General features: G+C 56.5%; 19 protein-coding genes and 3 pseudogenes. 13 read left to right on the plus strand and 9 right to left on the minus strand.

The window, feature by feature from the left end:
• The 6 genes from EDF56_RS25445 to EDF56_RS26180 all read left to right on the plus strand — a co-directional run.
• Nucleotides 1-300, plus strand: a 300-nt coding sequence (locus EDF56_RS25445) for a TrbC/VirB2 family protein (protein WP_165912395.1), incomplete at its 5' end; no start/stop codon positions are given.
• A 110-nt stretch (nt 301-410) separates the two neighbouring features.
• Nucleotides 411-2,624 carry a Calx-beta domain-containing protein gene (locus EDF56_RS25450; protein ID WP_132392931.1) on the plus strand — a complete coding sequence of 738 codons (2,214 nt, stop codon included), beginning with the start codon at nt 411-413 and terminating at the stop codon, nt 2,622-2,624.
• A 108-nt stretch (nt 2,625-2,732) separates the two neighbouring features.
• On the plus strand, nt 2,733-4,655 hold the full coding sequence (locus EDF56_RS25455; RefSeq protein WP_132392933.1) for a hypothetical protein: 1,923 nt from the start codon (nt 2,733-2,735) through the stop codon (nt 4,653-4,655).
• On the plus strand, nt 4,598-7,456 hold the full coding sequence (locus EDF56_RS25460) for an RHS repeat-associated core domain-containing protein (RefSeq protein ID WP_132392935.1): 2,859 nt from the start codon (nt 4,598-4,600) through the stop codon (nt 7,454-7,456). Before EDF56_RS25455 ends, EDF56_RS25460 begins: the two co-directional genes overlap by 58 nt.
• Nucleotides 7,457-7,458: 2 nt before the next feature.
• On the plus strand, nt 7,459-8,013 hold the full coding sequence (locus tag EDF56_RS25465; protein WP_132392937.1) for a hypothetical protein: 555 nt from the start codon (nt 7,459-7,461) through the stop codon (nt 8,011-8,013).
• Between the two features lie 27 nt (nt 8,014-8,040).
• Complete coding sequence (locus EDF56_RS26180; RefSeq protein WP_165912396.1) at nt 8,041-8,337, plus strand: hypothetical protein; 297 nt, start codon at nt 8,041-8,043, stop codon at nt 8,335-8,337.
• Between the two features lie 100 nt (nt 8,338-8,437).
• Here EDF56_RS26180 and EDF56_RS25470 read toward each other — a convergent pair whose 3' ends face one another.
• Together EDF56_RS25470 and EDF56_RS25475 are read right to left on the minus strand one after the other, a co-directional pair.
• Nucleotides 8,438-8,926, minus strand: coding sequence for a transposase (locus EDF56_RS25470; protein WP_279389740.1), 489 nt, complete (start codon nt 8,924-8,926; stop codon nt 8,438-8,440).
• 110 nt (nt 8,927-9,036) lie between these two features.
• A pseudogene (locus EDF56_RS25475) lies at nt 9,037-10,190 on the minus strand (IS3 family transposase).
• A 66-nt stretch (nt 10,191-10,256) separates the two neighbouring features.
• Between EDF56_RS25475 and EDF56_RS25480 the strand changes: the two are divergent.
• From EDF56_RS25480 to EDF56_RS25500, 5 genes are all read left to right on the plus strand, one after another.
• Nucleotides 10,257-10,580 (plus strand): transposase, encoded by a 324-nt coding sequence (locus tag EDF56_RS25480; RefSeq protein ID WP_132392939.1) that lies wholly within the window; start codon nt 10,257-10,259, stop codon nt 10,578-10,580.
• Nucleotides 10,577-10,936, plus strand: a complete 360-nt coding sequence (gene tnpB, locus EDF56_RS25485) for an IS66 family insertion sequence element accessory protein TnpB (protein WP_132392941.1) — start codon at nt 10,577-10,579, stop codon at nt 10,934-10,936. The genes EDF56_RS25480 and tnpB (EDF56_RS25485) overlap by 4 nt, the downstream gene beginning before the upstream one ends.
• A 67-nt stretch (nt 10,937-11,003) precedes the next feature.
• Entirely contained in the window at nt 11,004-12,455 is a 1,452-nt protein-coding gene (locus EDF56_RS25490) for an IS66 family transposase (protein ID WP_165912397.1), read from the plus strand.
• A 5-nt stretch (nt 12,456-12,460) separates the two neighbouring features.
• Nucleotides 12,461-12,592: a transposase domain-containing protein gene (locus EDF56_RS25495; protein ID WP_243652860.1), complete on the plus strand. Its 132-nt coding sequence runs from the start codon at nt 12,461-12,463 to the stop codon at nt 12,590-12,592.
• A gap of 20 nt (nt 12,593-12,612) precedes the next feature.
• Complete coding sequence (locus tag EDF56_RS25500; protein WP_132392967.1) at nt 12,613-13,161, plus strand: plasmid pRiA4b ORF-3 family protein; 549 nt, start codon at nt 12,613-12,615, stop codon at nt 13,159-13,161.
• On the opposite strand, the gene EDF56_RS25505 is transcribed toward EDF56_RS25500, so the two are convergent.
• The 7 genes and pseudogenes from EDF56_RS25505 to EDF56_RS25545 form a co-directional block, all read right to left on the minus strand.
• The gene (locus EDF56_RS25505; protein ID WP_132392947.1) at nt 13,109-13,405 is read right to left on the minus strand and encodes a hypothetical protein; all 297 of its coding nucleotides are present in this window, start codon (nt 13,403-13,405) and stop codon (nt 13,109-13,111) included. The two genes, EDF56_RS25500 and EDF56_RS25505, sit on opposite strands and share 53 nt — an antisense overlap.
• Entirely contained in the window at nt 13,405-15,015 is a 1,611-nt protein-coding gene (locus EDF56_RS25510; protein WP_165912399.1) for an IS66 family transposase, read from the minus strand. The genes EDF56_RS25505 and EDF56_RS25510 overlap by 1 nt, the downstream gene beginning before the upstream one ends.
• Before the next feature lie 62 nt (nt 15,016-15,077).
• Nucleotides 15,078-15,425 (minus strand): IS66 family insertion sequence element accessory protein TnpB, encoded by a 348-nt coding sequence (gene tnpB / locus EDF56_RS25515; protein ID WP_255535862.1) that lies wholly within the window; start codon nt 15,423-15,425, stop codon nt 15,078-15,080.
• A gap of 601 nt (nt 15,426-16,026) precedes the next feature.
• Nucleotides 16,027-16,689 (minus strand): annotated as a pseudogene (locus EDF56_RS25530) (transposase); the annotation flags it as partial.
• 326 nt (nt 16,690-17,015) lie between these two features.
• The gene (locus EDF56_RS25535; protein WP_165912400.1) at nt 17,016-18,725 is read right to left on the minus strand and encodes a DGQHR domain-containing protein; all 1,710 of its coding nucleotides are present in this window, start codon (nt 18,723-18,725) and stop codon (nt 17,016-17,018) included.
• Nucleotides 18,712-19,659, minus strand: a complete 948-nt coding sequence (locus EDF56_RS25540; RefSeq protein WP_132392953.1) for a site-specific DNA-methyltransferase — start codon at nt 19,657-19,659, stop codon at nt 18,712-18,714. Before EDF56_RS25540 ends, EDF56_RS25535 begins: the two co-directional genes overlap by 14 nt.
• A 432-nt stretch (nt 19,660-20,091) precedes the next feature.
• Nucleotides 20,092-20,382: pseudogene (locus tag EDF56_RS25545) on the minus strand (IS5/IS1182 family transposase); the annotation flags it as partial.
• 282 nt (nt 20,383-20,664) lie between these two features.
• On the opposite strand from EDF56_RS25545, the gene EDF56_RS25550 reads away from it, so the two are divergent.
• Nucleotides 20,665-21,033 carry a transposase gene (locus EDF56_RS25550; RefSeq protein ID WP_132392955.1) on the plus strand — a complete coding sequence of 123 codons (369 nt, stop codon included), beginning with the start codon at nt 20,665-20,667 and terminating at the stop codon, nt 21,031-21,033.
• Nucleotides 21,030-21,371, plus strand: coding sequence for an IS66 family insertion sequence element accessory protein TnpB (gene tnpB / locus EDF56_RS25555; protein ID WP_132392957.1), 342 nt, complete (start codon nt 21,030-21,032; stop codon nt 21,369-21,371). Before EDF56_RS25550 ends, tnpB (EDF56_RS25555) begins: the two co-directional genes overlap by 4 nt.
• Nucleotides 21,372-21,412: the final 41 nt, after the last annotated feature.

The raw sequence follows: 21,412 nt of genomic DNA on the forward strand, positions 1-21,412 counted from the left end.
TGGCTGGCAAGCCTTCTGACCGGTTCAATTGCACTCACGATTGGTGGCCTTGCCATTGCGGTGATCGGCGTCTTGATGTTGGAAGGTCGATTTCCATTTCGCCGCGGCATGATCACGATCTTGGGTTGTTTTCTATTGTTTGGAGCGACTTACATTGCACATTCCCTTATACATGTTGCGCAACCGCAACCAATCGCGGCTACCGTGTTTGTCGCGCCGCTGAATTTGCAACCAGTTGAGACGAACTCTCCGCCAGCAAATTTCGATCCGTACGCCGGAGCGTCAGTTCCCGTCCACTAAGTTTACTGGGGATAATGCCGTTAAAAATCTGAAATTCCATTCCCTATGCCGGAGCAATCTTTAGAAGCCCGCCACTTGGCGACTTGACTGTGCATTAGACGGGGGCTTCAGTGATTGATTTTCGGGCGTGTGGCGGCCTATTGGCGGCGCTTGCTTTTTTCCCGCCGGCTGCCGCGAGCGCTCAGGAAACCACGACTTACACTTATGATGCCTTAAATCGGTTGGTTACCGCATCGAAGTCGGGTGGGCCCACCGACGGCGAAGCGCATACGATTGGCTATGACCCAGCAGGCAATCGCACTAACTACGCCGTGACCGGCGTTGTTTCGGCCAATCTCGCTATCAGCGGGACATCGGTCACCGAAGGCGGAACGCTTGTGTTTACCGTCACGCGTTCGGGTAATACCGCGATACCTGCAAATGCGAGCTATTCGACCGGTGGAGGAACGGCGACACCGGGCATCGATTTTACACCTGCATCAGGAATTGTGAGCTTTGCTGCTGGTCAGACTACGGCAACACTCAGTGTGGTAACGATCGACGACACCGAGATTGAATCGGCAGAGACATTGATAGTCACGCTGTCCAATCCTTCCGCGAGCACGACACTTACCGCGGCTGCCGCGACTGGAACGATCAACGATAATGACGTGGCCCCGGCGAACCTGGCGATTGGCAACGCGTCGGTGACCGAGGGCGGCGCACTGGTGTTCACGGTCACTCGCACAGGCAATACCGCGATTGCCGCAAGCGCTAGCTACGCAACTTTCGGCGGAACAGCGAACTCGGGATCCGACTTTACCGGCACCTCGGGGACGGTGAGCTTCGCTGCGGGCCAGACTACGGCAACCATCAGCGTGGCGACGATCGACGATACCCAAGTCGAATCTGCCGAAACCTTGACCGTGACCCTGTCGAACCCGTCCGCCAATACGACGATCACTACTCCCACCGCGACGGGCACAATCAATGATAATGACATTGCGCCGGCAAATCTTGCCATCAGCGACGCGCTGGCAAACGAAGGCGGGACCCTTGTTTTCACGGTCACCCGGTCGGGTAACACCGCAATTGCGGCAAGTGCGAACTATACGACTGCGAATGGCACAGCGTTAGCGGGAAGCGATTTTGCCGCGTCCTCTGGAACAGTGAGCTTTGCAGCAGGCCAGACGACGGCCACGATCAGCATCGCAACCATCGATGATAGCATGGTCGAGTCCGCTGAGACGATGACCGTGACGTTGTCCAACCCCTCCGCCAACGCGGCGATTACAACCGCTACGGCGACCGGCACTATCAACGACGATGATGTGGCGCCTGCAATCCTGGCGATTGAGAATGCTTCAACCACTGAAGGTGGCACCCTAACATTTACTGTCAGGCGGACAGGGAACTACACGATCCCCGCGAGTGCCACTTACACAACAGCCAGCGGATCCGCAACCGCGGGGAGCGATTTCCCGCCCGTTTCTGGCACCATAAACTTGATTGCCTATCAGACAGCAGCGAACATCAGCATTGCAACCTCCGACGATTCCGAAGTTGAACCGCCGGAAACAATGACGGTTACGCTATCAAATCCTGCCAATTACACAACCATCGCCACTGCTACGGCCACCGGCACGATCAATGACAACGACGTGGCGCCAGTCTATCTTTCCATGGGCAACGCTACCGTGACGGAAGGTGGAAACCTGGTGTTTACGGTTACCCGAACGGGCAATACGGCCGTTGCAACGACAGCCTCTTATACGACTTCAGGCGGCACGGCGACTTCCGGTAGCGATTTTACCGCTGTATCGGGAACAGTCAGCTTTGCTGCGGGCCAAACCACTGCAACCATCAGTATACCCACGATTGACGATGCGCTGGTCGAATCGTCTGAGACTATGACCGTTACGCTATCAAATCCTGGCGCCTATACATCGATTTCGGGCGCATCCGGCACCGGTACCATCACCGACAATGACGTTGGGCCGCCAACCATTTCGATAAGCGATGCTCCCAGCGTGAAAGAGGGTGGCGGCTTGTTATTCACCGTCAGCTTGTCTCGCGCATATACCTCGGCGATCAGCGTGAATTACGCCACTGCAGACGGCACCGCTGGGGCCGGGACTGACTTCATAGCGCAATCAGGCACCATCACCTTCCAGGTGGGGCAGACTACGGCTACAATAGTGATAACGACAAAAACCGACCCACTCATCGACGAGGGAACGGAATACATGTATGTCAACCTATCTGGAGCGACTTCTGGCGCTGCAATACTGGATCCACAAGGCAAAGGCTCCATTTTGGATGTCACGAATTGCCGATCATGTTAAGATATTCGGTCGCGGACAACTTTTAAAACGATAAACTTATTTGTATGGTGAGGCGCTAATGCTAGGCCTCGTGCAATTTTAATCTATGGATTTAGGGGCATTTTTGTTATGAACGCAAAAGCTGTTCGTTGGCGTGGAACGGCCCTAGCCCTGGCATCGATTTCAATTCCGACTTTGGCCTGGGCTCAGTCCGACCCGCTTACCATTCCGCCCCCGCCGCCAGAGAAGTATGCGGTAAATGCCGGGGGAGTCGATATGCGCACCGGCCAATATGCCTATTCCAACGAGGATCTGGCTGCGGCCGGTCCTGGCGGGATTCGTCTCCAGCGCACCAATGGCACTTATGATTCCAACGCCTGGAACATCATGGGTCAGTTTACCGACAATTGGCATATCTTTGCCACCTACCAGCCTAACGGAACCGCGTCCGCTGTATTTACGGTAGAGGGCGCTCGAGGCCAGCAGTTTACTGCGCTTAACATCAATAACTTCTCTACCACCTCATTAACGGGAATGGACACGCTGCAAGCGATGCCGACGGGATCTGGTGCGACCGATCGTTACCTGGTCTATACTGCACAGGACGGAATGCGGATCACTTTCAGGCCGCCAGGGACTTATGCCGATGCACCCAAAAGATCGCGATCCAACCCTAGCGGCATTACCAGCGGCTATGCCTTCTTTGCCTCAAAGATCGAGCAGCCCGACGGCGTCACGTTTACTCTTGCATACGATGAGCCGACCTCAACGCATGGGGCTTATCTGCGGCGCGTAACCAGCAACACCGGTTACGTCCTCATTTTTGAACTGGTTTCGAACCCGTATGGGCAAATGATTAGCAAGGCTTGCTTGTTCAACGCAGCGGTCGAAACGGTTCCTGAGAGCAACACCTGCGACGCCTCGACCTACAAGACCAGCTATACCTATTCGTCAAATGGCTTCATGTCGTCGTCGACAGACGCTTTGGGTAACGTCTCCCAGTATAACTCAACCTATAACGATGCCGATTATACTGCGACGATGGCCTCACCCACGCGGTGGTATCGCTGGAATGAAGCATTTTATCGCCCCGGTGCGAGTACGCCTTATCTGACCAACAGAATGGTCAGGGGATTGAAATATGCCTACGTTGAAAGCCAAGACTTTGCCGCAGGTGCAGATTATTCCTATGCATGGCACGTCGTGCTGCAGGGAGAAAATGGCGAAGAATTTGGTGAAATCGCTGGTGGTACGGCCATGCGCAGCGATGGGACCAGCGTTACTATCGCTTACCAAGCAATGACGCGCCCTGGATATTCTGTAGATAATATCAATAACAATATCATTTCGTCCGGTCCATCGGCGATCACCAATGAACTTGGTCAGAAAATGACGTCCAACTACTGCATCCCTGCCACCAGTGGAGGAGGGTGCTATGTGGTTTCGGCTCAGTATTGGAAATATCCTGAAGGCAACGAAACTGATTATACCTATACGGGTTGGGGTGCCGTGGAATCCATTACGGACAAGGCTAAGCCGGGTTCGGCGATGGCAGACGTTGTACGCAAATATACCTACGATTGTTCGTTTCTCGCGAATTGCGACAAGCCGACCAGCGCGACCGATGGCAGGGGAAATACCACCACCGCGGTGTATTCCACTGTGCATGGCGGTCTCTTACAGAAGACGCTTCCATCCGACGTGAACGGCATCCATCCGGAAACTCGGTATACTTACGGTCAAATCAATGCCTGGACCACCAATGCCGGAGCCTTCAGTGCGTCTGCTCCGGTTTGGGTTCTGCAATCCGAGCAATTCTGCAAGACCAGCGCAGCTGACGCAAATGGCAATTGCAGTGCGGGCGCGGCGGACGAGGTCCGGACCAATTATCAGTACGAGGCCGGCAGTTCATCCAAGGGCAGCAATGTACGCCTGCTTGGGAAGAGTATCGTTGCCGATGGCAAGACCTTAAGGACGTGCATGTCGTACGACAAATGGGGACGGACGATCAGCGAGACATCGCCCAACGCAAATCTTGCGGTGTGCTCGTGATGTCGGGGGACAAAATGAAGTCACGTTCCTATATCGCCGGCCTGGCTTGCGGCATCGCCTGGATCGCGGCTCCACACTATGCTTTTGCTCAGGCGAATCCGTCGCCCTATACGTTGGCAACGCGCTATGACGCGAGTGGCCAAGTAACTGGAAAGATTGCGCCCGATGCAGACGGGATCGCGCCGTTCAAGTATTTAGCTAAGCGCATAACGTACGATAGCCGCGGAAACGTTACCAAAGTCGAGTCGGGCCAACTCACCTCATGGCAAAACGAAGCGGTGGAACCCCGCTATTGGTCGACGTTCTCGGTATTCACAGTGACCGAGACGACTTACGACGACATGGATCGCAAGGTGACCGATTTGGTCAAGGGGGCCGACCTGGTACCGGTCAGTCTGACGCAATACAGCTATGACGCGGTCGGTCGGTTAGAATGCACCGCGTCTCGCATGAATCCATCGACCTATGCTACTCTTCCATCGAGCGCGTGCGCTTTGAGCGAAGTGGGCGGTGATGGTCCTGACCGTATCAGCAGGAATGTCTACGATGCGACAGGACGGGTTGTCCAAATTCGGCAAGCCGTGGGAACGGCGATCGAGCAGCCGTACGTCACTTACAAATTTACGCCGAACGGTAAGCAAGGTGTCGTCATCGATGCCAATGGCAACCGTGCGGAGCTGATTTATGATGGACTAGACCGGCAGGTTGCGTGGGCGTTTCCGTCAAGCATGCCCGTCATCGGTTTTGATGGAAGCACGCCTGATAATGCGCTCGCCACCTCAGGGGCAGCATCAAGCTGTGCAATTGGCTACGTCACGGAGGTGAATGGTATCAGCGGACCGAGCGCTGCCTATTCCGCAAGCGACAATTGCGAAAAGTATTACTATGACAGAAACAACAATCGCATTCAGCAGATGAAGCGTGATGGTTCGCTGCTGACGGTTGAGCTTGACGCACTGAATCGGGTCACGAAAAAGTCCGTGCCCGAACGAGTGGGCCTTTCACCGGCTGCGACGCGGGATGTCTTCTATGGTTACGACCTGCGCGGTGCACAAACTTATGCGCGGTTCGACAGCCAGAACGGGGAAGGCATAGCGAATAACTTCGACGGCTTTGGAAACATTGTTTCGACCTCGATCAACATGGATGGACAGAGCCGGCTTCTTGCCTTCGAATATGACTCGGACGGCAAGCGCACGAGGATAACGTGGCCTGACGGTCGATACGTGACCCGGCAATATGACGGCCTCGACCGCGAACTAAATATCCGGAACGATAGCGGTGAACCTCTTGCTTCACTGGCATACAGCGACCAAGGTCTGCTGCAGTTGATTGACCGACCTGCGCAGGCTTATGATCAGAGCTTCGCCTACGATGCCGCGGCCAGACTATCTGATTTTGCGATAACCAACGGAACTGCTGGCTCTCGGGCCGCTTGGCGGTTGACCTGGAATGCGGCAGGGCTAGTCACGAGCGAAACGCGTGATAATGGCGCCTTTGCATGGCTTGGTGTAGGCAATCTTAACCGCAACTACGCACCGAACGGCCTCAACCAGTACGGTACGGCAGGGCCTGCGAATTTTTGCTATGACGCAAACGGCAACTTGACGGCAGCGCTGGGGACGCAGCAGCCAGCCGTTTACCTTTACGATGTCGAGAACCGCCTAGTGGAAGTGCGGGCCGCGAACTCTACGGCCTGCCCAAGCGCGTCGTCAGGCTACACGGGCGCACTTCAGGCCTCGTTGCGCTACGATCCGCAGGGACGTCTTTATGAGATCCAGGGTAGTGCCTCTTCGAGCACAACACGCTTCCTTTACGACGGCAGCGCGCTCGTTGGTGAATATGATGCGACGGGCAATCTGCTCCGGCGTTACCTGCATGGTGGCGACGAGGAATCTGATAGTCCGCTGATTGAATTTGCTGGCTCCTCGATCAGCTCCTCGTCAGCGAGGCATCTCTACGCCGATTCACGCGGGTCTGTCGTATTGTCGGCCGATGCGGCAGGAAGCGCCATTGCGATCAACAGTTATGACGAGTACGGCATCCCGGGTGGCGCCAATGGAGGGCGTTTCCAGTACACGGGACAGACGTGGCTTGCGGAAGTCGGCATGTATTATTACAAAGCTCGCATGTACTCACCGACCCTCGGCCGCTTTTTGCAGACCGATCCGATCGGCTACAAGGACCAAGTCAATCTCTATGCGTACGTCAATAATAATCCTGTCAACTTTGGTGATCCGACAGGCCTCGGCATAGGTTGTGGTACAGATAAAGATGGCAACCCCGTAAATTGTACTGATGACGGTCAGGGCGATATCGAAGCCAATGGCAATCGGGAGCCACAATCCGGCGCTCAGGCGAAGATCGGTCCGCCTCCGGACAAGTCAAAGCCGCAAATTGGGAAGGGCATTTCTAATTGTGCTGGCCAACCTGGGATGAGTACATTTAATTGGGCGGCGGATCAGGCGTTCAAAGACATTCCATATCGCCCAATTCATAGTATTTTTCCGTTCAGCGCTCTTCGAGGAATTGCGATCCATTCGCAGTTCGCGGCGACAATTAATGCGACTGGAGGATTGTATAGTGCCGAGGTTTCTTATAAGGATGGACTAGTTGTTCCTTATGGAACTAGTGGCTCCGTTCGTGCTGACGGCGTGTATGGACCTATAGCGTCGCCGGTATACGCAGTAGAACTTAAGTCCGGCTTTGCCGTCCCCTCACCTTCTGAGATATCTAATTACCATCGCAACCTGCCGGCGGGGACTCCCTTGTGTGGTGTTGTCGAGGCACCAGGACCTTAGTAATGAAAATCTCAAAAAACGAAATTAAGCGCGAAGCGAAAAAAAGAGGATTGCCGCTTTTTGGCGATTTTATCGTGTTGCTTAAGAATGATGATGTTGTCTCAGGGGTTGCTTTGGATGGCGCACCTTCTTCAACTTATATATGGACATTTGTCCTGCCGATGTATGATGATTTATCGTTTTTGCACATGACCTTGGGGGAGCGGGTCTCAAGGTGTAGTGCTGAGGTGGATTGCCTGGCGCTTGGACTAAACGAATATCACGATAAAATTTCCGGCATCAAAAGTGCAAAAGGCATTATAGAATACATCGATAAAAATAGTTTGAATAGCGAATATGCAAAATGGACAAGATTGATATCTGCAATACGTGAATCAGATTCTGAAAACTCACTGTTGAAGGAGAATAATACATTCCAATCTCGTGCTATTTTTGAAAAATATAGCAAACTGCTATCCACTTATGACGCTGGAGGCTGGGCTGCGACTCAAGGTCTGTTAGATGAATGGTCTATAAGGACGAGGTCGCTACTAGTTGACGTTCCGTATAACCTATAGCGAGCGGAATGCCCTGCTGTGGTCGGTATGGCATCACGTCACTTCTCACTCGATCGCCAACTCCACATCGCTCCCTGTGATCTCATCGAGGTCGTCGGCGAGCCTGGCGCTGCTGTCGATTTAGAGCGCGGCATAGGACCAGGCGAAGCTGATGGCGACGGAGGCAGCGTGGGTATCGACGGTATTGGTGCGGAAGCTCTCCATGTGAGCCATCACCCGATCTGCGGTCGCGCCCTGGCTGGCATGGATGGTCTGGACCCAACCGGGACGGACATGGCGATCAGCGAGCTGGATACCTCGAAGAACCGTCTGAATTCGGCATGATTTTGACGTGACCGCGCGGGAGGGCCCGGTGGACCTCTGTTTCCTGCTCCTGATCTTCTGATTTTCGGGTGATGGGCGGCCGGAGGGCTGGTTTCCGGCGTCACGCCGGCGCAGTTCGCCCCTCAAGCCAGGCGAGGCGTTGGAAATTATAGGCGAGGTTCGCCATTCCGATTTTGATGCGGGCGCGGGCGATGCCGATGGTGCGAACGACAAGCCGCATGCGGTGTTTCTGGCCGGCAAACACGTGCTCGACTGCTGAGCGCACGGCGGAGCGCTTCGCATTGGCCCTGGCGATGCGCTCGGGCATCGGCCGACGTGGCGGCTTCTTCTGATGGATGTGGCTGGTGAACATTCCCTTGGCGAGGAAGGCCTCGTTCTTCTTGGACCGGTAGGCGGTGTCGGCCCAAACGCCCGTGCCGGTGTTGTCCTTGCTGACCACCTCGGGCAGTCGCGCGCCGTCGTGGGCATTGGCGGCGCTCGCGTCCCAGGTGCGGATGAGACCATGAGCGCGGTCGATGCCGATGTGATGTAAGCGCCGATGGAACCCGGCCTTGTGGGGATGGGCATTGGCGTGAAGTTCGCAGGGCACATGGAGGCCTCGCGAGTGGATATCGAGCAGTCAAACGAGCCTCGTATGAGCGCTCGCCGAGATGGCGGAGCGGTCGTTCGAGTGTGACCTGCCCCCCGGCGGTCCCTCGATCATAACGAGAGTCTTGCGGTTGAATATTCCGGCACGCTCGCCTGCACAAGCGCGTCGGGCGTGATGCTATCGTCCTGCACGAACGTCCGACGCGCTTGTGCAGGCGTTCGATTTCCCAACGATGAGTGGGGCCCAACATGGTTATAGTCGTAGCGCCAGATGCTCAGCTTCCGGCGGGCATCAGTCAGGCTGTCGAAGAGTTCTTCGTTGAGCAGCTCATCGCGCAATGAGCCGTTGAAGCTTTCGATGAAGCCGTTCTGCTGGGGTTTTCCGGGATCGATGTAATGCCACTCGACTTTGTTCTTCCTGGCCCACTGCAGGATCGCCCGGCTCGTAAATTCAGTGCCGTTGTCACTGACAATGCAAGCCGGTTTCCCGTGTAGGCGAACCAGAGCATCCAGTTCGCGCGCCGCTCGAGCTCCCGAGATGCTGGTGTCCGCGACCAAGCACAGGTTCTCCCGGCAGCAATCATCGTTGATCGCCAAAATCCTGAACTTGCGCGAAGCGCCAAACGTATCGGCGACAAAGTCCATCGACCAGCGGTCACCAGGGCGAATTGCCCCCGGGACTGGCGTTCGACTGCCCTGAGCACGCTTGCGGCCACGTCGTCGGCGTACCGACAAGCCTTCTTCCCGATATAGCCGGTAGAGCTTCTTGTGGTTCATGCTCATGCCCTTGCGCTCCAGCATGACCCCGATCCGGCGATAGCCGAACCGACGGCGCTGCCCTGCGATTTCCCGCATGGCTTCGCGGATGGCTCCGTGGTCCGGCGGGCGTTCGCGCCTGACCGTCTTGGGATCGACGCCAATCAGCACGCAGGCCCGGCGCTGTGAGACCTGGTAGTCCCGCATCACACCGAGCGCCACGTCGCGCCGCTGGCCCGCCGTCGTCAGCCTTTTCCCAGCAGGTCTTTCAGGATCGCGTTGTCCAGCATGTTGTCGGCCAGGAGCCGCTTCAGCTTGCCGTTCTCGTCCTCCAATTACCGCAACCGATGGGCATCCGACACCTCCATGCCGCCGTACTTAGCCTTCAGCTTGTAAAAGGTCGCCGTGCTCAGGCCGTGCTTCCGGCAAACCTCCACCGTTGGAAGTCCAGCCTCTTGTTCCTTGATCATCCCGATGATCTGCGCCTCGGTGAAACGGCTCTTCCTCATGCGTCTGCTCCTTCCTCGTGGACAGACTCTACATCAGAATAAGGGACCTTTCGGGGGGCAGGTCAAGTGGAACGTCGCCGGCACTGGAGCGACGAAGAGAAGCTGGCGATCCTGAAGGAGACGACGCAGCCCGGCGCCATCATGGCGGTGGTCGCACGTCGGTACGGGATCGGGACCGGGCAGCTTTACACTTGGCGCAAGCAATTGCTCCGCGGTGCTATGGCGGGGTTCGTGCCCGTCGAACTGACGCCCGCCGAACCGCAAGGCCCATCGCTTGAGATTGGCCGGATCGAGATCCGGCACGGCAACTTCACGGTGTCGATCGACAAGCTGGTCAACAGAGAGGCGCTGAAGTTGGCGCTCGAGGTTGTCGGGGAGCTTGAACGTTGAGCCTGACGCTGCCGCCGTCGGCGAAGATCTATCTGTCCCTGGCCCCGTGCGACATGCGCAAGGGCTTCGATGGACTTTCGGCGCAGGTGCGCAACATCCTCCAGCTATATCCATTCTCCGGCGCCGTATTCCTGTTCCGCGGCAAAAGAGGCGATAGGTTGAAGGCGCTGGTCTGGGACGGATCAGGGCTTTGCCTCTATGCAAAACGTCTCGAACGCGGAAAGTTCGTGTGGCCCCGAACCCAGGGCGGAGCAGCCGCCCGGCTGTCGTCAGCGCAGTTGGCGATGCTGATCGAAGGGCTGGATTGGCGGCAGGCAATTGTTCACGAGGAGGTACTCACGCCGACCCTCGCGTGAGCGATGGAAGCTCGGAAAACTGCCATTTTTATAGGCGCGAGATATGGCTTGCGCTATAGTCTACGGCATGCGGTTCGACCTTGATCGTCTCCCCACAGACCCTGTCCTCCTGCAGAAAATGCTGCGGGAGATGGCTGAGGTCATGGAACTGGAGCGGGCCGAACTGGGAACGGCAAAGCAGACCGTCAAAGCTCAGAGCCTGACGATCGAAAAGCTGGAGCACCGTCTGGCCCGGCTTCTGCGCGTCCAGTTCGGCCGCAGCTCCGAAAAGGTGGACATCGCGCAGCTGCGGCTGATGTTCGAGGAGGTCGATGCCCCAGAGCCGGCCAATGATGATGCACCTGCAGTGTCGAATGCGAAGCCGACGCGCAAAGCCGGAACCCGAGCACCGATCCCCACGCATATCCCGCGGCAGACGACCCAGCATCTTCCCGAGCCATGCGGCTGCGGCGGGAACGAGACCGTCATCTGCGAAGACGTCACGGAAGTGCTGGATTACGTACCCGCCTGCTTCCGGGTCCTGCGTCATGTTCGCCCTCGCGTCGCCTGTCGGTCCTGCGACACAATCCGCCAGGAGCCGGCCATTGATCTGCCATTGCCCAAGGTGATGGCAAGCAGCGCACTGCTCGCGCATCTCGTCGTCAGCCGCTTCGTCGATCATCAGCCTTGGCATCGCCAGTCAGTAATCCTGCGCCGGCAAGGCGTGGAGATCGATCGCGACGTGATGGGCCGGTGGTCGCGCAAGCTGGCCTGGCTGATGGCGCCGCTTGGCGAACGGTTGCTCGCCCACATCCTGGAAGCTCCGAAGATACATGGCGACGAAACGCCCGTGACCTTGCTGCAGGGCTCAGATGGTAGCCACACCGCCTACTTCTGGGTCTATCTGCGCGACAGCCGTTCAAGCGGGGATATGAGCCCGCCGGCCGTGGCGTTCCGCTTCACGACCGGGCGCGGCGGTAAGCATCCGGCGGCCCACCTTGCCGGTTACCGCGGATACCTTCAAGCGGACGGCTATGCCGGCTACAACGCGCTTTATCATGACCCCAAGACCAAAGCGCCGCGCGGCGTGATCGAGGTCGGCTGCTGGGCCCATGCGCGGCGCAAGTTTACCGACATTCTGGAAAAGAACCCGTCACCGGTAGCGGCTGAAGTGGTGGTGAGGATCAGCGAGCTCTTCGCGATCGAGCGCGACATCAAGGGAGCACCGCCAGATGAGCGACGGCGGGTTCGTCAGCAGCTGGCCCGCCCGAGACTGGCAGCCTTGCGGCCATGGCTCGAAGCCCAGATGCAGGGCTGTCTTCGGACAGCGCCTTGGCGAAGGCATGTCGCTATCCGCTTAACCGCTGGGCGGCGATGGTTCGCTATTGTGACGATGGCCTGCTCGAGATCAGCAACAACCTGGTCGAAAATGCCTTGCGCGGGGTTGCTCTGGGGCGCCGCAACTGGATGTTCGTCGGGTCCACAAAGGGCGGAGATGCCTCGGCGCTGTTTTATTCGCTCGCCGAAACATGCCGCTTGAACGGTGTGGAGCCCGAAGCCTGGTTTACCGACGTGATCGAGCGTATCGGCAACCATCCGATCAACCGGATCGACGAACTCCTGCCGTGGAACTGGCAGGCCGTACGGGCGATCCAGAACCTGGGGCAAGCTGCTTGAGCAACGCCTTCGTCGTGCACATGACGATCACTCTGGATGACGTGACGCCCGCCGTGACCCGCATGATTGAAGTGCCGCTCGGAATCCGGCTCGATCGTTTGCATACTACCTTCCAGGAAGCGTTGGGATGGACCGATAGCCATCTGTGGGAGCTAACCTTCGGGCGCACGGGCTTCGGTATCCCTGACCCGTCCTACGGCTTTGGTGGCCCACTTGATGCCCGAAAGACGACTCTCGCAGAGGCGTTGGAGGGAATGCGCGGCAAGACCTTCCAGTACCTCTACGACTTTGGCGACGGATGGGAGCACAGCGTCAGGATCCACGGCATCGCTCCAGCTGACCTGCAAATCAGCTATCCGCGCCTGCTGGAAGCTACCGGAATGCGGCCACCGGAGGACTCGGGAGGGCCCTGGGGCTATGCCGAGAAGCTGGAGGCTCTCACCGATCCGTCGCATGAATACCATGAAGAGGCGTTGGATGCTCTTGGCGACGACCATGACCGTAACCGTCCGGTTGTTACCGCGACGAATGGGCCTTTACGATTTCGAGGGTTTCCGGATCGTAGATGACGTGCTCGAGGAAGAGCTCCCACTCTTCCGGTGAGTGTCGGTTATCGGCAATGAGAGCGCGCAACTCGTCGATGGCGTCTGCCGCGATCGCGGTGCGGTAGTCATCCGGGCCGGAAGAGATGGTGATGATTGATCCGTATGTGAGATTGTCATCGTTGCTTACGATGGCGTCGATTAGGTCAGGGTGTTCCCCCAGGATGCTGGCGACGTAATCGAGCGTGAAGACATGGGACACGACAGCCATCAGACAGCTTTCGTAAGCGGCGTCAGGGGCGCCCAATTCCAGGGAAGCAATTCGGCGAGCTGGTTGATCTTGTGATCGTGGATACGGCCGAGCACGTCGGCAAGGTAAGCCTGCGGATCCAGACCGTTCATCTTGGCGCTTTCGATAAGCGTCATAGCACGTGCCAGGGTTTCAGCGCCTGCTTCGGAGCCGGCGAAGAGCCAGTTGCGTCTTCCCAGACCAATAGGTCTCACGGCTCGCTCAGCGGCATTGTTATCAATGGCGACACGCCCATCCTCGGTGAACAATGAGAAGGCTTGCCAGCGCCCCAAGCCATACCGAATGGCGCTGGCCAGGTCGCCCTTGACGGGGATTCGGGTGAGTTGCTGCTCGGCCCAGGCGCGCAACGCCTCGAGTTTGGGTTTGCTATGCTCCTGGCGGACGGCACGCCGAACATCGGCAGGTTTCCCGGCGATTTCGCGTTCGATGTCGTACAACTGGCCGATGCGATCGAGGGCTTCTCGCGCTATTGGGGATTTGTTCGCTTTCCAGATGTCGTGGAAGTCACGCCGCCAATGGGCGAAGCAGGCAGCTTCCCGGAAGCGCGGTTCGCCGTCTGCGCCGGGCTCATATAGCTTCGCATATCCCTTGTAGGCGTCGGCCTGGAGAATGCCGCTCGCATTGCAAAGGTGGTTTTGCACGTGCTCCGCCTTCCAGTTGGGGGCAAAGCGATAGACCACACCCGGCGGTGCCGGCCCGTTCCACGGGCGCTGATCGCAGACATAACCCCAGATCCTGCCTTGCTTCACGCCCTTACCGAGCCCCTTGGCCCGCCTTGTGTGATCCAGCACCTGGATCGGTGTATCATCGGCGTGGATGACGGTGCTGGCCAGGACCGATGCCTCAATACGCTCGATCAGGGGCTGCAGGGTTCGCATCGCCTTGCCGCACCAGTCAGCCAGTGTGCTGCGGGGAATGTCAGCGCCCATACGGGTAAGGATTTCGTTCTGCCGGTACAGCGGCAAGTGATCGTCGAACTTTGAGACGAGCACGTAGGCAAGCAGGCTGCTTCCGGCCATGCTGCCGGGGATCGGGCGGCTCGGAGCCGGCACCTGCACCATTTTCTCACAGCAGCGGCAGGACTTCTTCGGCCGCGCTACCTCGATCACCTTCAGCTTGGCGGTAATCATTTCGATGATTTCGCTCACGTCCTCGCCGACGAGGCGCAACTCGCCCCCGCAATCGGGACAAGCGCTGCCCGGGTCGAGTTCTTTTCGCTCGCGCGGGGTGTCAGGCGCAACACGCGGGCGCCGGGCCATGGCCCGTGCGCTGTCTACGTGCGCAGTGACCTCATCGTCTTCGACATCGCTCGGCAAAGCCACGGTTTGTGCCGCGGCGACCAGAATGTCCTCTAGGGCCAGTTCCAGCTGCTCGATCTCGCGTTCGATCTTTTCCGAGGATTTACCGAAGGCCTGTTTCTTCAGTTTTGCAATGCGCAGACGCAGGGCCTGAACCACCAGATCATGTGCACGGACCGTTGCCGCCAGCTTCGCGTTTTCCGCCTGCAAGTCGGCGATTATCGCCTTCAGCAAAGCTGGGTCTTCGGGAAGATTTTGCGCCGCGCTCAGCATGATCCTGCTTACCAGCCAAGGGCAGGAATATCCATGAAAGCAAGGAAATTCAGAAGCAAAAATCAGCCCACATGGGCAGGCGGCGCACCCCAATTTGGGCGCCGCCAGTCGATGCCTTCCCACAGCATTGCGAGCTGGGCCGAGGTCAACCGCGCAGTCCCGTCCGCCGCAGAGGGCCAAGGAAAACGACCACGCTGCAAGACCTTGTAGTACAGGCAAAATCCCTGCCCATCCCAGTACAGGAGCTTCACCCTGTCGCCGCGTCGCCCTCGAAACGCGAACACCGCGCCGCTGGTTGGCTTCTGTCGCAGCACCGTCTGGGCCAGCTGCCCAAGACCAGAGATGCCTTTGCGCATATCAGTGACGCCGCAGGCCAAGTAAACCCGTACGCCAGTTCCCGGCCCTATCACGCCGCCTCCACGCAGCGGATGAGCTGTGTCAGGGAGATGACCTCGATGTCGCTTCCAAAGCGCAAAGTCCGGCCTTTCGTCAGGCGCAGCTCAACCATGGACGTCGCGCCTGGACCAGGGTTGTAGGCAACTTCAGGGGCTCGAACGGCAGGCAAGTCCAGGGGGAGAAAGACAGGCTCGGGGGCGGCTCCCAAGAGCCCGCGCTTCTTCAAATCATACCGCCAAGTATAAATCTGTTGTCGGGTTACATCGTGCCGCTGCGCCACCTCTGTCAGTGTAGCGCCATTCACGCCAACGGCACCAATGATCTCAAGCCGCTGCTGATCCGTCCACCGGCGCCGACGTTCCTGACCCAGTATCTCCGCCCTCATCGCAATCCCCGATCAAGAGACGTCGTTAGCGACGTCGCTATGACCGTCTCTTAAGAGAATATCGCGCCATCAGGCAGGCGGTACCAATCGGACGGTTACCCATGACCCCCACACTCAACCCAACATCGAGGTGATCCACGCTCGCTTCGCGGCGCTCGCCAAGAAATGGGCGCCGCGCCCGCGGAAAGCCAAATAACCCTACGTCAACGCCGCCTTCCGTCGGCGTTGACGATGTGATTCTTGTAACCGAACATCGGGATAGCGAGGTCGACTGGCTTCGCCGCCTTGGGATCAGCGCCCTCCTTCACCTTGGCCTTGGTGTACTTGAGGCTCCAGCGCGCATCGCGATCCTTCTGCCTGATCTTGGCCGGCTTCCAGTCCTCGGGCACTCGGCCATCCTTGATCGCCATCTTCTCGGCCTCGGTGTTCCTCTACTTGGGTGCCGGCCCGACCGTGGCGTCGATGATCTGCCCACCCATGGCGAGATAGCCCCGCTCTGTGAGCGCGGCATCGAAGCGAGCGAACAGCATGTCGATCGCCTTGGCCTTGACCAACCTCTCGCGGAACAGCCACACCGTCGTTGCGTCCGGCACGGTGCCGTCGAGCCCGAGCCCTAGGAAGCGCTGGAACGACAAGCGATCCTTGATCTGGAACTCGGTGGCCTCGTCGGACAGCGAGTAGAGCGCCTGCAGCACCAGGATCTTGAACATGAGGACCGGATCGAACGGCGGCCTGCCGCCCTTGCCGCGGACACTCCGCCGCAGTGCTGCTACCAACGGACCGCGGAAAACCTCGAAGTCGACGACAGTCGCAAGCCGTTCAAGTGGATCGCCTGCCGCGCTCAACGCCTCGTATCGGTCCGAAAGATCGAAGAAACTCGGCTGTCCCGCCATCATCGCCTCCACCGTCGTGCAAAGGCAGTGAATCAGCTCAAGCCGCTAGGCGCCAGCGGTTTTTAGAGGTGTCCAGCTCGATATTCGAAGCATTACACAATCGAGAACGACGAGATCACTTGGTTAATCGAACGCATGGAGCAGCTTGGCGAAATAGTCCACTCAATTTGCAGCGAACGTATCAAACAACTCGCCGCAGAAATCGAGGGCCATTAATCCACTTTCGGTGAGCGAAGGACTGCACACTATAGCATTCCTTAGCGCTCACCGTGACTGTTCTAGACCTTGAACGTACGTATGCGCTCACAAATTAAATTACCAAGACCTTAAGCGCGATACACTTTCTCGATGATCTTTTCGGCCATCCGCGCGTACTGACTCGAATGATAGATCGAAAAATCGAAATCATTCAGGCCTTTTAGATTTTCTGTAACAATAGATTCAGTTAAATCATTGCTGTCATCAATAAGCAGCCTGAGTGTTATCAAAAAACTATTTATATATGTCGTTGCCAGGACCCTCTTGGGTGTCTTTTTATCCGTAGTCCAGCGCTCCTTGTCCAGATTTTTCTTGACAGATACAAGGAATATATTTATAGTTCTGACGCAGAATTTTACGTAGTCCTCCAAAGCAGTTAAATCAGACTGACTACTGACCTTTTCTTTGTCTGGATGCTGCCAAATGCTAAATATTGAATCAGTACCAGACGTTTTTACTAGAGGCTTCAGGCCATAGCTAACGATTGATGCCGTTTTGAGCTTTTCTGTTTCATAGAAATATTGCTGAATAAATCCTGATAACGGACCTGACTTCGCTAGGCCTGAAAGGGTTCTCGCAGCAATCGATTCTGTCGAGTAAGGCTCCAGCACGATACCAATTGCCTGCTTCAGAGGAGATTTGGCGCTGGTTTGCGTTGAATTGATTTCGAGGAAGAGTCGCGCCTCAAATTTCTGCCGCTCCGGCTCAGAGAGTGCTTTCGGATATATAATACCCGTCACCAGCAAATTCTGCTGCTTCCTGAGACTCGCAATCTCTGAATCATCCTCAACGCCCTCATAATATGCAAAAACACGATGCTGCCCATCGATCAACCCAATTGAATTAGGTCTATTAGGTAATTGAATGGTTATCGGCGCAGTTTCAGTAAGCGATTTTGCATTAATGGTTGTCCCATCCGAGTTAACCGGCTGGACATCCGAAGGGAGGGTCACGATTATATTATTTATGAATACTCGTTTTTCTTTTTTCAAATATGCGCGAATAGCCTCTATCTTGGCTTTCGATATCATTCTTTGATAAAGATTGAGAGAATCATGCCAGCCATCTTTACGTAATACGTAAGACGTCTTCAAAAGTGCGGCAGGGTCAGCATAAAATGAGACAACTTTATAGCCGTCGTCAAAATTCGAATGAGCTTCAGGCAGTAGCGATCCCGGATATTTATGCCCGGAAGTCGAAACCGATATTTGCCCATCTGCCCCCACCTTCTTCAAGTCCACTTTCAGAAAATTAAGAAGCTCTTGAAGGGCGGATTTCTTTACCGCATCAGTTACTGATGCAAAATATCGAGCATGATGGTAATCAAAATAGGCCGGATTGGGAACATTGTCCTGATAGTGCGCGTCATATTCATATCGAGAGCAATATATGATTTTAATAATCAATTTAGAATCATGATATTTTGTCTTCAGTTGATCCGCAGAATCAGGAAATTTTTCTCTAAGAAATTTCACGAAATCAACTGGATTACTATCTATCTTATCGTAGAGAATTTTCTTCGGCTTGAGATGCCCGCCGACGTCGTTGGTTGTCGTATACTCAAAGAAAAGGATGACGTTCTCGTACACAAAAACGTCATCAAAATCTGACTTTTGCCCATCATACGTGAACTCTTGGTCAGATATCCCTGTCACCCTGGTGAAACCCACCCGCCTAAAGATAGAGCGGATCAGAGTGCGATGCTCCGATTGAATCTTCTTCCTTGCCTGATCCGGCGTAAGAATCTTTGGTGCGGTCTTTTTCTTAAGCTTCGCCATTGACGTCTTCCCCCCATTCTGACGGCACTTGCGCCACCGATTCATTGGCCTTAGGCGCTCGTACCGCCCGACCTGACGGGCGCAAATTCAACTCCCCCCGTTTCACCGCTGCAACGCGTTCGACCGCCACACCGATGTATCGCTCGTCCTTATCAATCCCAATTACGCGCCGCCCGGCTTTCACAGATGCGATGGCTGTGGTCCCCGCGCCCAAGAAGGGGTCAATCACTAGATCCTCAGGTTTGGTGAAAGCCAATATGCACCGCTCGGCCAATTCATGAGGAAATTGACAGGGGTGAATGGTTTTCTCGGGATGATTAGATTTTACGTTTGGAATGTCCCAGACGGGATCGTCGAGGAAAGCATTGGAAGCGGAAAACTCCCAATAGTCGGATGGATTTTTACCCTTAGGATTGCCGCTAGGCTTTCCGGCCCGCTGCTCACCCTTGGCACTGGAGTGCTTTTTCCCAGGATAAAGCTGCGGCACCCGAACCGGATCTAGGTTAAATTGGTATTCGTTTGATTTGGTAAACCACAAAAGCGTTTCATATCGTCCGCTAAAACGCTTCGTAGCGTGAAGCCCAAAATTAAATCGCCAAATTATGCGGTTTCGCAGCTGCATTCCAAGGTCTATAAACATTTCATAGAAATAGAAATCCAAGGGGTGAACCACCCCCTTATCTACATAATTTCCAGTCTGCCAGCAGATGCTGCCATCATCAGCAAGAACCCTATGGCATTGTTTAACTATAGGCTTCAGCCAAGCGAGATAGTCTTCGAGAGACATTTTCTTATCTCGCTCGTACTCCTTGCCGATATTGTACGGCGGAGACGTCACAATCAGTTTCGCGGATCCAGATTTTATGCGCTTGAGTGCTTGCAAGGCATCGTCATGAACTAACTGAACGTCAAGCTTCTCGTCGGCGCTCGTCATTAAATTCTGCAACCTTACCCCCTAGAACCATCAAATAGGTAACGAACGCCGCCCTACGAAACGGTTCGCAATATCAATCAAGCTCGCTGTTAAGCAAAAATGCGCACTTAGATCAATGTCAAGTTCGGCATATAGATACCGCAGTTTATCCACAAATTTCGATGAAGCCCCAATCCGGGCGCAAACAACGCCGCAAGCGAAGAAGATGGATTATTCCGTGTTTCCACAGGCACTATGCTTCAAATACCAACCTTGAGCTCACAGCCATCCGTGGGGGCACGTGAGGCTCGATAAAATTGGACGCCTCGAAGAACCGTCTGAATTCGGCATGATTTTGACGTGACCGCGCGGGAGGGCCCGGTGGACCTCTGTTTCCTGCTCCTGATCTTCTGATTTTCGGGTGATGGGCGGCCGGAGGGCTGGTTTCCGGCGTCACGCCGGCGCAGTTCGCCCCTCAAGCCAGGCGAGGCGTTGGAAATTATAGGCGAGGTTCGCCATTCCGATTTTGATGCGGGCGCGGGCGATGCCGATGGTGCGAACGACAAGCCGCATGCGGTGTTTCTGGCCGGCAAACACGTGCTCGACTGCTGAGCGCACGGCGGAGCGCTTCGCATTGGCCCTGGCGATGCGCTCGGGCATCGGCCGTCGTGGCTGCCTCTTCTGATGGATGTGGCTGGTGAACATGCCCTTGGCGAGGAAGGCCTCGTTCTTCTTGGACCGGTAGCCACCGATAGTCTTGCACATCTCGCTCCTGCTACGAATGTCTGCTTCTAGCGGCAGAGCACAAGCTGCGGAACGGCTAAGACGGGGCGTTTTCTGGCGCCCACGGTCCCGGGCGGACGCTTACCGTCAACGCCGCCTTCCGTCGGCGTTTACGACCGATGTCGGTTTGTCTGTTTGTTGTCGGCTTCGATCTTGAAGTACCCATCCGGCGGGTCCCGCCTTGTCGATGAGCTGAGGGACGGGTCTTAAGTGCGCTCGTAAGAGTGCGCTTTGGAGCGGTCGATGGGGCAGATCACAGTGTTTTCCGGGCCGGAGCGGCGGCGCCGTTGGAGCGACGAGGAGCGGCTAGAGATTCTGAACGAGGCGTTCGCTCCCGGCGCTTGCGTTGCCGAGGTTTGCCGGCGGTACGATATCTTGTCAGCGCTGATCTATACTTGGCGGCGGAAGCTGCGCGAGATGCAGGCTGAGCCGCAGGCCGATGATTTGCCCGCTCCCGATTTCGCCGCGGCCGTGATGATCGAGGATGCCGAGGGCGCGCACGCTGGTGGGCAACCGGCGATCGTCATCGACCTCGCGCGCGGCAAGCGGATCAGCATCTTTGCCTCCGCATCGCCGGCGCTGGTGGCATCGGCCTTGAAGGCGTTGCGATGATCCCTTCCGGCGCCCGTGTGTGGATTGCGATGGGTCACACGGATATGCGCAAGGGGATGCAGGGGCTGGCCTTGCTGGTGCAGCAGGGCCTCAAGCGCGATCCCCACGGCGGCGATCTGTTCGTGTTCCGCGGGCGGGCCGGATCGCTGGTGAAGCTCATCTGGCACGATGGGCTCGGCATGTCGCTCTACGCCAAGCGGCTCGAGAAGGGTCGCTTCGTCTGGCCATCGGCCAAGGACGGGATGGTGTCGCTGACAGCCTCGCAACTCGCCTGCCTGCTCGACGGGATCGACTGGCGGAACCCGCAGTATTCCTGGCGTCCGCAGAGCGCTGGATAGGGGCGTCGTTTTCTTCTCCAGCGAAGCATTTTGCGCTTCAT

Origin of the sequence: Novosphingobium sp. PhB165 (genome assembly GCF_004341845.1) — a bacterium.
GTDB lineage: Bacteria > Pseudomonadota > Alphaproteobacteria > Sphingomonadales > Sphingomonadaceae > Novosphingobium.